The 14138-nt window shown below is 39.7% G+C and carries 12 protein-coding genes and 1 pseudogene; 3 read left to right on the forward strand and 10 right to left on the reverse strand.

Annotation, left to right across the window (positions count from 1 at the left end):
- Together RG959_RS17330 and RG959_RS17335 are read right to left on the reverse strand one after the other, a co-directional pair.
- Positions 1-182, reverse strand: a 182-nt coding sequence (locus RG959_RS17330) for a hypothetical protein (protein WP_342798182.1), incomplete at its 3' end; no start/stop codon positions are given.
- 161 nt (positions 183-343) lie between these two features.
- The gene (locus tag RG959_RS17335; protein WP_342798183.1) at positions 344-1015 is read right to left on the reverse strand and encodes a YdeI/OmpD-associated family protein; all 672 of its coding nucleotides are present in this window, start codon (positions 1013-1015) and stop codon (positions 344-346) included.
- A 406-nt stretch (positions 1016-1421) separates the two neighbouring features.
- On the opposite strand from RG959_RS17335, the gene RG959_RS17340 reads away from it, so the two are divergent.
- Positions 1422-2984 carry an alkaline phosphatase family protein gene (locus RG959_RS17340; protein WP_342798184.1) on the forward strand — a complete coding sequence of 521 codons (1563 nt, stop codon included), beginning with the start codon at positions 1422-1424 and terminating at the stop codon, positions 2982-2984.
- Positions 2985-3367: 383 nt separating this feature from the next.
- Positions 3368-4363, forward strand: coding sequence for a hypothetical protein (locus RG959_RS17345; RefSeq protein ID WP_342798185.1), 996 nt, complete (start codon positions 3368-3370; stop codon positions 4361-4363).
- Positions 4364-4568: 205 nt separating this feature from the next.
- On the opposite strand, the gene arfA is transcribed toward RG959_RS17345, so the two are convergent.
- From arfA to RG959_RS17375, 6 genes are all read right to left on the reverse strand, one after another.
- Positions 4569-6083: an arabinosylfuranosidase ArfA gene (arfA, locus tag RG959_RS17350; protein ID WP_342798186.1), complete on the reverse strand. Its 1515-nt coding sequence runs from the start codon at positions 6081-6083 to the stop codon at positions 4569-4571.
- A gap of 61 nt (positions 6084-6144) precedes the next feature.
- Positions 6145-6810 (reverse strand): YesL family protein, encoded by a 666-nt coding sequence (locus RG959_RS17355; protein ID WP_342798187.1) that lies wholly within the window; start codon positions 6808-6810, stop codon positions 6145-6147.
- Between the two features lie 205 nt (positions 6811-7015).
- Positions 7016-7852: a carbohydrate ABC transporter permease gene (locus RG959_RS17360; protein WP_251273414.1), complete on the reverse strand. Its 837-nt coding sequence runs from the start codon at positions 7850-7852 to the stop codon at positions 7016-7018.
- 4 nt (positions 7853-7856) lie between these two features.
- The gene (locus RG959_RS17365) at positions 7857-8789 is read right to left on the reverse strand and encodes a carbohydrate ABC transporter permease (RefSeq protein ID WP_315690704.1); all 933 of its coding nucleotides are present in this window, start codon (positions 8787-8789) and stop codon (positions 7857-7859) included.
- Positions 8790-8860: 71 nt separating this feature from the next.
- Positions 8861-10201 carry an ABC transporter substrate-binding protein gene (locus RG959_RS17370; RefSeq protein WP_342798188.1) on the reverse strand — a complete coding sequence of 447 codons (1341 nt, stop codon included), beginning with the start codon at positions 10199-10201 and terminating at the stop codon, positions 8861-8863.
- Positions 10202-10486: 285 nt separating this feature from the next.
- Complete coding sequence (locus RG959_RS17375) at positions 10487-11473, reverse strand: LacI family DNA-binding transcriptional regulator (RefSeq protein ID WP_342798189.1); 987 nt, start codon at positions 11471-11473, stop codon at positions 10487-10489.
- Positions 11474-11787: 314 nt separating this feature from the next.
- On the opposite strand from RG959_RS17375, the pseudogene RG959_RS17380 reads away from it, so the two are divergent.
- Positions 11788-11877, forward strand: a pseudogene (locus tag RG959_RS17380) (transposase); the annotation flags it as partial.
- An 89-nt stretch (positions 11878-11966) separates the two neighbouring features.
- Here RG959_RS17380 and RG959_RS17385 read toward each other — a convergent pair.
- Complete coding sequence (locus RG959_RS17385) at positions 11967-12827, reverse strand: Cof-type HAD-IIB family hydrolase (RefSeq protein WP_342798190.1); 861 nt, start codon at positions 12825-12827, stop codon at positions 11967-11969.
- A 184-nt stretch (positions 12828-13011) separates the two neighbouring features.
- Positions 13012-13905, reverse strand: coding sequence for a sigma-70 family RNA polymerase sigma factor (locus RG959_RS17390; protein ID WP_342798191.1), 894 nt, complete (start codon positions 13903-13905; stop codon positions 13012-13014).
- Positions 13906-14138 lie beyond the last annotated feature (233 nt).

A 14138-nucleotide genomic window follows, 5' to 3' on the forward strand; every position in this document is an offset into this window, starting at 1 on the left:
GCCGGGATGACCGCGATGATGACAGAGACCGCAGAGATGATCGCGACCACGACCGCAGACACCGCCGGGATGACCGCGATGATGACAGAGACCGCAGAGATGATCGCGACCACGACCGCAGACACCGCCGGGATGACCGCGACCACGACCGCAGACACCGCCGGGATGACCGCGATGATCATAAGAGAATACCTTGGATTTTTACTCTGTAATATGATCTCCGAAAAAATAGAGACTGTCCCCAAGTCATTGATAACGACTTGGGGGCAGTCTCCTTTTTGATATCTGGCATTTAAAGTATAAATGAATTATCGGATACGTGAAATAAGGTATAAGATGATTGTTAAGATTTATTTCTGCGATAGAGATCCCGGCTCTTGTAACCCGCTCCAAGTATCATTTTCATTTCCTCGCGCCGCTTTGCTTTGGTGGCCTCCTGTTTAGCACTATACACATAACGAGCCCAATCTTTACGGTATCCTGGAGTGAGTGACTGAAAAAAAGCAAGTAACTCCGGAGTATCCTGCAAATCCTTTTCCACATGTGGAATCATTTCGATATAATCGTCTACGCATTGACTGGCTTTTGTAGAAGTATTCTTTGTGTTACGGGATTCTTCTTTCAGACCGACAACCGTAAACACGTCATCTAACCCAACCATACGTACAAATTTAATGTTACTGGTCCCAAGGTAGCCATTTTCTCCTGCTCCCAGTCCATTCATTAGCTCGTCTCGATGAATAAATGTTGGATACACTTTATTCCCCTTTTTTGGATAAGCCAAGAATATGTAGCCGCTTTTATTTAAATAATTTTCTTCAATCACCTTATTTACAGTTGATTTTAAAGACTCCATATCTAACACAAAGGCAAAGATAAGGTCATATTTGCTATTGGCTAGGTCGGTGTCATAATTGTGTAACTCTGTTAAATAATCTGCTCCATCTGGCAAGTTTAATACTGCTGCTTTTTCATATTTTTTTAGGTTCAATTTTTCCACTATTGTTTTCGGCATCCTTAACCATCCTTAAAATTGCTTATTCTACTTATAGTGTAAGAGTATCCTTCACAGTTAGCAACGTTATAGGCATTAACCAAATAATATGTCTGTTTCTCAAATCGGTTATCGTTTCCCATAGTTTATCTATAGTCATAGGATCCAGTGCTGGCAAAAATGACACTCCATATCAACAAAATTAAAATAGTCTTTTAAAAAACTTCATGAATTATCCGATCATAAACCAAACCGTATAAGACAAAATAAAACCAAGCTGGATACTAAAAGTTAAACTAAAACAGATCAGCTTATATGTCACCTCCAAACAAGCCATATTTAAAAGCTTTTTAATTTTTCAATTATGTATTCACTTTTCTCTTTCTATCCATACTAATCACAATGTAAAGAAAAGGGTGAAGTCATGATGCTTAAAATTGTCTTACCGGTTATTCTTTTCATATTCATGATCACCGGCCTGAGCCGGTATTTGCTGATAACGTCCAGAAAAGATCTAGTTAACGTTTCGACCAAGGCATCTTCCAAGCCTGTAGTCGTATTCGTCATTGACTCACTGATGGATCAGCCCCTACAAAAAGCAATAAAAGAAGGAAAAGCACCTGCATTTGAATTCTTAATAAAACATGGCCAATACTATTCTGACGTGGTCAGTTCTTACCCTACCATGTCCGTCACCATCGATAGTACCTTGTTAACGGGTACATACGCCAATGATCATAAAGTTCCTGGCCTTGTCTGGCTCAAAAAGGACGAAAACCGAGTCATTAATTACGGTCCTGGAAAAATCGAATTTTTAGATATTGGCGCAAAGCAAATATTAACAGACAGTTTAATTCACTTAAACAAGGCACATCTAAGCCGGTATGTTCCCACCATTTATGAAGAGCTGGCAAGAAGCGAAATCCAGTCTGCTTCCATTAACGGACTGATCTATCGTGGTAATCAAGTTCATCGCTTACACATTCCAAAACTTTTCACCGGCATGAATCTGCTGCCACGCAATGTAGAGGTAAACGGTCCTTCTCTTCTGTCCATAGGAAGCTTGACACAATACAACCAGGAAAATGATTGGTCTAATCATATATGGAAAGGTGCTGGCGTAAACGATTACTTTACGGCAAATGAACTGAAATACTTTATCCAAAAAAATCAGCTGCCGCCTTTTACGCTGGCCTACTTCCCCGATCTGGACCGCGATATTCACAAAAACGGACCAATGGAACAGAAAGGTATTGAAGAAGTGGATAAGCAGCTGCAGATGATTTTGAATGCCTATCCATCATGGGAGGAAGCGATTCAAAAGATGACCTGGATTGTACATGGAGACAGTGCGCAATCTGCTGTTATAAATGATCGCAGCAAGGCGCTGATTGATTTAACCATATTATTGGATCAATATACTCTTTGGACACCGGATCAGCCGTCTAACAAGGAAATTGCTTTAGCTGTTAATGAGCGCATGGCGTACGTTTATCTGCAGGATGAAACGATTAAGATTTCTGATATTTCAGCAAGGTTAAAAGCCGATTCCAGGATTGGCTTTATTGCCTGGAAAAAGGGAGAGACGGGTTATGTAGTGTCGTCAAAATCCGATACGCCTTTTACTTTTTCCCCTGACGGCCCATACACAGATTCTTACGGACAATCCTGGACGCTGAACGGAGATCCTGCCCTTTTAGATTTATCTATTAATGAACAAAATGAAATCAGCTATGGTGACTACCCGGATGCCCTTGCAAGATTAGATGGAGCCCTTCGCTCACACGAAGGCCGGTATATCATTATTGATGCCAAACCGGGTTATGAATTTGTTGAAAAAAACAGTCCGAATCATGCAGGAACAGCAGCGCACGGCTCCTTGCATAAAGCAGATTCTGTCGTTCCTTTGATTATCGCAGGAACAGATCAGGCACCTAAACATTTGCGATTAGTTGATTTCAAAGACTGGCTGGTAAAACTGGCCAAATAACACAAACAAGAAACGGCAATTTTTATATGAAGCCATTTGGTCCTGGTGAACCTCTCCACCTAAATCAAGAATTTTGATGAAGCATCCCTTATTTCGAACAAAAATTAGCGCTTCCCCCACCACATCGAGGATGTTGAAGGGGAATGCGGCGCTAATTTTTGTTCAATCTGCTGGATTAAATGTTTTTTGATTACTTATTTTTTAATGTTAACAACAGTCGCGGGCCTGTCGGCGAAGCAATCCAAATTATTTTCCCTCGATTAAAAAATTTAAAGCCATATTGTGAATGAATTCACATAAATGTCACGATTGATATATTGCCAATAGGCTGTTCTGTTGTATATTAACTATATATTCACTATAGATACGAGGAGAATGTTCCAATGAAAAAAATAATTGCTTTCTTGCTCGCAGCTGCTGTCGCCATGACGCCTCTTTTTACAGAAGCTCATGTGAAATGGTTCACAAAATTAGAGCCACAAAAAGAAACGATTGAGCATATTTTGTCTCCCTTCTTTTTAACCTTGGCAATTGTAATTGCTGTATTGCTTGGCTTATTAACCCTTGTGATTCCTAAAACAACAAATTGGACGATTATTCAAAAATGGGATGAGACGTTATCTGGCTTTCGAAAATACTCACGGTATTTACTGAAATACGGCACTGCGGCTGCTTTAATCATACAAGTGATAAACGGAACAATTTTCGCTCCCGAGTTTCATATTGAACAAACGGCCACAGCCGTTTTTGTATGGGCCGTGATTATCTTTCTTTGCATCCCCCACCATGCGGCCACAAAAGTAGGTGCTGTCATTCTGTTAGGATTATTTAGTTATGTCACTGTACACAACGGTATTTTTCATATGCTTGATTATGGGTTTTACCTTGCTATTATTGCTGTATTGCTTATCGGAAAAACACGATTTGAAGAAAAAGGCTTCCCTCTTTTGTATTTGGGAACTGGGCTTTCTTTATGCTGGGTTGCGGTTGAAAAATGGGTGTATCCGACAATGACACTTGATATCGTTTCAGCTCACCACGTGCCAACGTTCGGATTTGATCCGGCTATGTTTATCGTTATGGCTGCTTTTATTGAATTCATTGTCGGCTATCTGCTTGTCGTCGGTATTTTAAACCGGGTTGTTGGGCTCGTTGTTACCGTTATTTTCATTATGACAACGATGCTGTTCGGCTTTACAGAAATTATCGGCCATTTTATGATTCATGTGATCTTGATTATTTTCATTATCGAAGGTGTATCTTTTTACAACCCGCCTATCAAGTTGCATAAAACAAAACTGGATCAGTTTATCTTTGTTTTCCTTAACTTTTTGTTTGTTCTTTCAACATTCCTGCTGATTTACTATCGTTTCGCGTAACAGGCATCCTAGAATAGGAAATACAAGCTTCTTTGTGAATGTTCGAATACTTAAAGCGCCACTAACTCTGTTTGTTAGTGGCGCTTCTTTTTGAACTCATTCTCATTCCATATCTAAAGATTGGATAGCTTTACCCAAACTTTCCCGTTCGGACATTTTATCATTCATTCCTCATCGTCTTTTAGCACTCAGCTGCTTTTATTTTTTATTTTTGTGCTTTTGCGAGGCGAATAACATTCCAGGATAATTTCGGCAGTTGGGCGGATAATTGGCCGTTATCTACTTTTGCATCTCCATTATTATGAGGAACTACATTGGAATGGTTATGCTGGTTCGTCGCTTTCATATCGTTATTTTCTAGAACAATATGTTCTTTTACTGTATATCCTTCAAAACTTCTTACTTCGCCGCTTAAGCTGAGCGATTCTTCCTGATGACGATTTACCGCAAATATGGTCAGCGTTTCATCATCCTCGTTATAAACAGAAATTGTGTCAAGGTATGGAACGTCCGTGAAATCTTTGCAATCATATTTTGGCGATGACACAATGGCTTGCAGTGCTGTTCCACGTCCAAATACAGATGCATGCATGTATGGATAGAAAATTGGCTGTTTCCAGGCTTCCCCGCCTTTTTCAGTCATAATCGGTGCAATGACATTGACAAGCTGAGCAAGGCAGGCAATTTTTACACGGTCTGCACGGCGCAATAGAGAAATGAGCATACTTCCGACCAGCAAGGCGTCTTCGAATGTATAAATGTCTTCAAGCTGCGGAGGGGCTACTGCCCACGGTTCAAGCTGTTTATCAGCTTCTCTTGAATGGAACCAAACATTCCACTCATCAAATGATAGATTAATTGTTTTGTTGCTGCGCTTTTTCGCTTTAATGTAGTCAGCAATGGAAATAACGGAATAAATAAATTGATCCATATCCATTGATTGCGCTAAATAATTTGCTAAGTCCTCATCCTTGTTTCCATAATACGTATGCAGCGAGATAAATTCCACGTGATCATACGTATGCTCTAGTACTGTTGCTTCCCATTCCGCAAACGTCGGCATATGCCGGTTTGAACTTCCGCAGGCAACCAACTCGATTGAAGGATCCACCCATTTCATTGCTTTGGCTGTTTCAGCAGCAAGGCGTCCGTATTCGTGAGCTGTTTTATGGCCGATTTGCCACGGACCATCCATTTCGTTCCCGAGACACCACGTCTTAATATTGTGGGGTTCTTTGTAGCCGTGAGAGATTCGCATGTCACTCCAATATGAACCGGAAGGATGATTACAATATTCCACAAGATTGCGGGCTGCATCAATGCCTCTCGTACCTAAGTTAACTGCCATGTTCACTTCAGCATTAATTTTTTTTGCCCAGTCCATAAACTCATTTGTACCAATTACATTCGGCTCTGTTGCACGCCACGCCAGCTCTAATTTACGCGGGCGTTCTGAGATAGGTCCCACCCCATCTTCCCAATTATAGCCTGAGACAAAATTGCCTCCCGGATAGCGGACAAGCGGCACCTTTAACTCCTTCACAAGCTCTATTACATCTGTGCGAAATCCTTGCTCATCAGCAGAAGGATGATCCGGCTCGTAAATTCCTTCATAAACAGCACGCCCTAAATGTTCAATAAATGAACCATAAATACGCTCATCGATTTGGCCAATTACAAATTCTTTATCAATTGTCATCTTCGCTTTTTGTGTCATCATTATTTTCTCCTTTTTCGTGTACGTACACGTTTTTTAATAAGGGAATCCGTAATTTCCGGATTCACGCAGTATATGTTTCCTGGACAGCTGGAGCAGACTTTTTTGCCCGTAATGCTTTTGCTTTTCTTTCCACTCGATTGAATGAATGCTGTACAAGCCAAAGCTGAATAATGGCCAGTGTACTGCTAAGAAAGAAAAGCGCTGCGGAAGGATAAGAAAAAAGCAGATAGTAAATTGCTGATTGGCTAACAAGCACCGCGATCGAAATAGGCAGGTTCACGATACTCATGATGAAAGCTGTTTTCCATACATGAAGAAACGATCCCTTCCCCGCTATATAGAGCGGCAGTAGATGGGTGCCTGTAATAACTAAGAAAAATACAGCTAGATAAAATGCCGCAATTATGGGAAGGCCAGCTCCATTTTCTTGAATAACTAAAAAGTTTACATATAAAACGAGTGCGGCTGCCATATAAACAAGCCCTATCTGGTTAGAAGTAAAAAAGGATGAACGATAAGAAGCCCAAAATACCCCGAATATTGGCACACTTTCTTCACCATCAAGCCATCTTTTACAGATCGTCATTAAAGCTGCTGTCGCCGGAAAAAAACCGAAGATAATAAGGCCAGCAGCACTAAAAAGCATCCAAAGAAAATGAACATAAGCAAGCTTAGCCATCCAGGAAAAAACGGTTACAAGCTTCTCCATAAATGCATTGGGTTTCATTGTTGATCCTCCTGTCTTTTACCACTTTCCTTCTTTCTGATATGGATTTTTTAAGTCCGCCTGATGAGAAAGAGCGTGCCGGATTGGCTGTATGTTTGCAAAAACTTATCCCTTACGCACAAGTTTAAAGCCATCTTCGTACAAATTTCTTTTTTCTCAAGGAGAAGACCGTCCTTCAAAAAATAGCTTTGTTAATAGAATTTCATTATCCTTTCACTCCACCTACCGTTAATCCTTCAATAAAGAAACGCTGGAAGAATAGGAACAAAATAATAACCGGAAGAACTGTCATAACAGATCCAGCAATCAAAACATCATAATTGTTTCCATACGGCGTCAAAAGCGTCGCCAATCCAACAGGAAGTGTAAACATCGAGTTAGACCTGAGCACAACTAGCGGCCATAAGAAATTGTTCCAGCTTGAAAGCCCTTGCAAAATAGCCATAGCGGCAAAAGATGGCAGCATCAGTGGTGCCATGATACGAAAGAAGATTCCGTATTCTGTACACCCATCCATACGCGCCGATTCCATTAAATCTTTTGGAAGACCAGACGCATACTGTCTAAAAAAGAACACGGCTACAGGCGCCACTATCATAGGCAAAATAACTGCCAAATAGGTATCAACCATTTGTATTTTAATCATAAATTGATAAAGCGGCAGCATGAGAATTTCAAAAGGAATCATCAAGATTAGCAATACAAGAATGAAAATAAAGCGGTTTCCTTTAAATTCATAAACAGCGAGAGCATAACCGACCATAGACGAAAAAAACAAACAGAGGACAATCGTGAATGCAGAAATGATTAAACTGTTTATATACCAATCCCAGTAGTTTCCTGCTTCTGAAAATATATACGTATAGTTATTCAGGTTTAGCTTCTCAAACGGGATTGATAGGGTAATCCCGCTTCTCATTAAATCCGATGACGGTCTTAATGAAGAAATTAAAAGAGAAAATAAAGGAAAAACAGCTAAAATTGCTATAATAGCAATGAGGGAGGTTACCCCGATGGTCCAAAGTTTTTCTTTAGAATTCATCTGTTTATTCTCCTTTCTTAAAAGTACCAAATGCTACAAGCTGAATAATGCTAATAATGAAGATAATCAGCATTAAAACCACACCAATCGCGGCACCAAACCCCATATCGTTCATTCGGAAGCCTTGCTGATAAATATAACCAACGATTGTTAACCCAATGTTCCCCGGTGAACTATCCTGCCAGAAAACATAGGATTCTTCGTACATCCGAAATCCGTGAATAATAGAAATAGTGATGACATAAATAGTGATCGGCTTTAAGAGCGGCAAAGTAATATGGCGAAATTTATGATACACACCAGCACCATCCATATCTGCTGCTTCATATAATTCCTTTGGCACATTCGCTAAACCCGCCATGAAGTAAAGGATATTAACTCCCATCCATTTCCATGAGCATAAAAGAACCATCAAGAACATTCCTGATACAGCTCCAAATTTCCAATCCACCGGATCCATTCCAAAAAACGCAATCACAGTGTTTGCCAGACCATCTTCCGATTCACCAAACATAAGCCTAAAAATAACCCCAGCCACAATTGTCGATGTTAAAGCCGGAATAAAGATAGCTGCTCTAAACAAGTCAGCAAAACGAGTGAATTTTGAATTTAACAATACAGCTAAAATAATTGGAATAATGGTCAAGATCGACGTTGTTAACACAACATATATAGTTGTATTAGAAAGTGCTTTAAAAAAAGTAGGGTTGAAAATTCTTTCATAATTGCTTAAACCAATAAAGGTTGTTTGTCCGGGAAGAACAGACTGGAAACTGAGAATGACACCACTGATAAGCGGATAAAGGAAAAGCAATAAAAACGAAAGAACAAAAGGGGCTACAAACACGTATGGAACAACTTGTTTTGATAAAAAGAAACCTTTTATCGACCGCTTCGGTTTACCGACGTCTTGCTTCACTACAGCCCGTTCAATCATAATTTACTCCTTTCTGTATTCATCATTTTAGATAAGAAGGAAGGCATGCCGCCTTCCCTTTTTGCCTTATTTTATTTACTTTCAACCGCTTCTTCAGCTTGTTTAAGTGCTTCCTCGGCAGTTTGAGACTGAGAACGAAGAACGTTGTTAAATACGTTTGTGAACAATTGCTCCTGGGCATCAGGAATTTTTTCGTTCATGTTAATAGAGTCGATTTCATCTTTTACACTGAGAAGCGTATCGAAAATATCATCTCCAAAATATTCATAGTATTTATTGTCTTCACGGATTTCCGGCTTGTCCCAAACTGTCCACATCGGCGGATCAAATCCCAAAACCTTCCACAAAGCAATATTTCCTTCTTCAGATAACTTTGCATAAGCCAAAAACTCTTTTGCTAATTCAGGATGTTTTGTTTGATTGGTTACAGCAGTACCTGTGCCGCCTGCACCTGCAGAACGATTACCGTCTTCTGTCCATTTCGGCATTGGGCGAATGACCATTTTACCTTTTAAATCGGGCATATAATCTGTAAAACGGCTCATATACCACATCGGCATTAAGATAGAAGCAGCTCCGCCGCCATTCATGTAACCGTAAAACTCTTCTGCATGATACTCTCCTCCCGGAGCAAGCTCAGCACTTTTATCTTCATAAATTAATTTTTGCATTGCTTCTAATGTCTTTATATTTGTTTCACTTGCGATTGTTGCTTTACCATTTTCATCAAAAAAGTCGGAGCCTTGTTGTTTAATAAGAGGCCAGTAAGACCACCAGTCTGCACTTTCAAAAGCTACCATTTTTGCGTCGGTATTTTCGGCAACTTTTTTTCCTGCTGCTACGTAATCTTCCCAAGTGATAATTGAATCAATATCAACGCCGGCTTTATCCATGATTTCTTTATTGTAGTATGCTACTGTCGCTCCTACATGAGTTGGCAGACCATAGTTTTTTCCGTCTTTTGAATAAATATCAAATCGGGATTCAATGAATTTATCACGAACAGGCTCTACATATTCATTCATTGGAAGAAGCTGTGGTTCACCTTTTAAATAGTTCGGAAAGCGCCCTAGCTCTATATCAACAATATCTGGCGCTCCTGTACCTGACTGCAAAGCTAAAAGCAAGTTATTATGCATATTGTCATACGGATACGCTTCTGCCTTCAACTTAATCGGGCGATCCGGGAATTCCTTGTTCCATCTTTTTACGGCATCTTCATAAAATTTGATGTGAACTTCTTGGAAAGTCCAAAACTTTAACTCAGTCGCATCTTTTGCATCACTGCCAATTACTGCTGTCTTGTCCGCTCCCTCAGCATTTTCTGAGCCACCGCCGCCGCCTTTTCCACATGCTGCCAGAATGACAAACAACATACTAAAGAGCATGACGTACAAGCTGCTTTTTTTCATTCCCTTCTCCCCTTTGCTTGATTAAATTCAAAACAAAACATTTATCAACACTGTCGCTGACCCTTTTCCGTGTACGTACACGAAAATCCCACTAAGATAATCTTGCTTTTCGTGTACGTACACGAAAATCCCAATAGATAACCCTATTATTCGTGACGTACACGATTCTACATAAAAAGACTTTTAAAGATAGCGCTTACATTAGAACTAGCAACAATGTTGATAAATTAAATTTTATCACCCCTGAATTATAGGATCAACCTTTTTTTCAAATATTCAATTAAATTATATCGATTCCCCTCTAATAATCTCGTGATCTAAAAGTGGTATAGATATATAGGCACCTTTCTCTATTTTATTCACAATACTTTCAACCGCTTTTTCTCCAATTTGTACAATTGGAAATTTGACCGTCGTTAGGCGCGGTGAAATGTACTTTAGCATATCAATATCATCAAACCCCATAACGCCTGCCTGTTCTGGAATTGCAATATTTCTTTCTTTTAACAAATTCATTACTTCCAGTGCATACAAATCTGTAGAGCAGACAATAGCTGTTTTTGCAGCTGGATCAAACGCGTAGGCTTGCAGCTTGTTTAAATAATCTGAGTCTTTTAATACGAGGGGTTCGGGAGCGTTATTCAATTTAATCCCTTCTAAAAATCCAATGAAGCGCTCTTCCTGTGTGTAAATGTTGGTTTTGCCCGCATATGCAAGTGGAGGACTTACATAAACAAAACGTTTATAATCTTTTGATGCAATGTAGTTGACCGCTTCTTTCATCGCTAGCCGCTCACGAATCCCAATATATTCCCAATTGTTTGATATAAAATTAAAAATGGTCACAATCGGTGTGTGAAACCTGCTTAAATAATTGTCAAACTCTTCCCCTTGATTCACTGTGAATAAAATGATTCCGTCCACTTTACGGTTGATTAAATATTCAATGCACATCCGCTCATTTTCAGGATCTTTATCCGTGAGTGTAATATAAACAAAATAACCAAGTTCCCTTGATTTCTGTTCAATAGCATTCATCAGCTGGGCGAATGAGCGATTGTATAAATCAAATAATACAACGCCAAGTGTCATCGTCCTGCCCATAACAAGGCTTCTAGCAGTAAAATCCGGCTGATAATTCATTTCTTTCGCTGCCTTCAATACTTTGTTTCTTGTTTTTTCACTAATGCCTGTCCGGTTATTAAGCGCTCTATCCACAGTACCGGCAGAAACGCCGCAAACGGCTGCAATATCTTTAATCGTAACGCGCATGTTTTATACCTCCTTCGGCTGATCCCTTACTTCAAATGCAATAAAGATTGATAATACTGTATTATACTTCATTTGAACGGTCAAATTGTTTGTTTCGGGTATACAAAAGCAAACACGGATGCGAATTGCCCGCCATGTTTGCTTTAAACCCCTTCCCTGCCTGAATGAATTCAATAAACTCCTTTACCTCGTAAAACATCGGTTTACTTCTTTGGGGCTGTGTAATATCTTCTATGGTTCCATTCCAATAATCATCTCTATTTATTCTGATACATAAGAGTCTCCTGGAACTGTTTCCATTTTACTAGAAGTGCTATTTTTGGAGCCGAAGCTATATGATTTTAACGACAGGTGGAGCCACAATCGATGTGATAAAAAAATATATAGAAGAACAAAGAGAATAAAGACCTTAGCGCCTATCCCCCACTAAATTGAAGATTTTGAAGAAGAATGCGGCGCTCATTTTTATTCAATGGTAGATGATCAGAGATTTTTACTCACTCAATATGTATCGATCTATTGCATGGGCCACACCGTTTTTATCGTTTGAATCAGTAACCGTATCACACATCTCTTTTACTAGAGGATCTGCGTTGCCCATTGCAATTGAGAGACCGGCCAATTCAAGCATTGGAACATCGTTAAAGTTGTCTCCAATGGCCACGGTATTATCGAGAGGAATACCATAATATTCAGCCACTCTTTTCAGAGCATTTCCTTTGTTTCCGTTTTGGTCCATTACTTCGATATTCAAAGGGCCTGAGGAGGTGATGACAATGCTGGAAATCCCCCCTAGATAAGCACTTAACGCTCTTTTAGTGGTGCTATTTAAAGTCAGTACAAAGAATTTTTGAACTGTTAATTCTTCCTCATTAAACAATTCATTATACTTATTAAAATATTTAATAAGACTAGACTTCTGTGGTTGTTCAGTAATCCTTTGATAAATTTCATCCGGGAGACCTTCGATTTCAATCCTATCCTTTTTCACAGCAAACGCTACTCGTTCCGACCAGTCTGCAGGTACATAAATCCCATGGTTAGTATAGACCCGATATGGAACTCTATCCTCATCTAATTTCTCTGCAATCTTTATAATATCTTTTCTGTCCAGCGAAATACTTTCCAAAACACTTTCATTGACTTGAACAACCGTTCCGTTGCTTCCTGCCAACGGGCATGAAATCTCGTATTTTTTAAGGATTTGTTGAATATCTTCTGGTGCGCGGCCGGAGCAGATCATTACAATATTCCCCTGGCTCTGTGCTTTTCGCAGTGCCTCAATATTTTCTTTCGTAATCTCCATTCCCGGGGATAGCAAAGTGCCATCCAAATCAATAGCAATAAGTTTCATATTCTTCACCTCTTATACTAAAATTAAATGTAATACTGCCTTCTCAGTATAAACCTTTATTTCATTCCTGTTCTAAAAATTTAGAGCTTTCCAGGCAATTTCTTTTCAGTTTTTATATTCAAGAGGCTTAATCAAATGAAAAGCCCCAAATATGCCACAAGGTCTATACCTGCCTTCCTTTCGACTAGCTCGCTTTTTTCGTCCTTCTCAATCGATCCAAACGGCTCTGAATACTTCTTGCAGAGCGGGCCATGATTTCTCCTATTTGTTTTTGTGTATACCTTTGCGAATAATACATGTGCCAAATCTTTGCGTCTTCTTCAGCAGTCCAGCTGTGGTTTTCTTTTTGGGGGCGATGAATGAAGTCGTAGTGCCTTTGCTGCTGGACCCATTCCGGCTCAGGAACCAAGGTATTTTTAGAAACGCGGCACCAGTTGATCCGCTCTTTGTTTTCTTCCGCCCATTTCCAAAACTCCCTCACTTCGATCATCGTAAACACACGTGTTTTAACAGTTGCCTGGTAGCAAGGCATGCCATATTTCTGAATCCAATTGTAAACAGTATGAATGTCCACTTTGAGCGCTTCAGCCAAATGATACGTTGTGAGATCACCATTATTAGACCTGCCACCGTAAATACCAAGGCGGTTCAATCTTCCTTCCACCGCTCCCGTTGTTCTATTCAGTTTTTTGGCAATAAACGAAATGGGCTGTTTCCCATACCGCTCGATCATGTAATCATCTTCCTCTGCCGTCCATCTGCGCAGCGGATTTTCTCTTTGCAGCTTCAGAACTTTAAGACGAGTAGAAACAGAGTTTACAGGCCTGCCAAGCTGCTCAGCAATTTCCACGTTCTTCATATTGTTTAGATTTTTTATAAGAAATGAGTCTTCTTCAGCACACCACGGCTTTCGCTGGCGCGTTTCCCCGGTGCGAAGCTTTAACCTCATGACTCGCTTATTCACAGACTCTTTGCTGCGTCCGCCTAAACACTGTCCAATGGCTTCAGGCGTCATTTTGCAAAGATTTTCTTTTAAAAATTGATCCTCTTCTTCTGTCCAGATCTTTGGTTTACCCATCACTAATCACCTCGCGTAAAAACGTAACCCCTTTACATGAAAAGCAAAGGTGTCATCGTTAACATCTATGAGTATTTCCTTTAATGCGGTTATTTAAAATAGATAGTTAACAAATAAAAACAGAAACATTAGTTCTATTATAGCACATACGTTCCTTTATTCAACTTATTTATGCGTACTTTCATTATGTAAGAGCCCAACTCCTGCTAGTAACAGATCTTATTTGCAAACAA

Origin of the sequence: Domibacillus sp. 8LH (genome assembly GCF_038806185.1) — a bacterium.
GTDB lineage: Bacteria > Bacillota > Bacilli > Bacillales > Domibacillaceae > Domibacillus > Domibacillus indicus_A.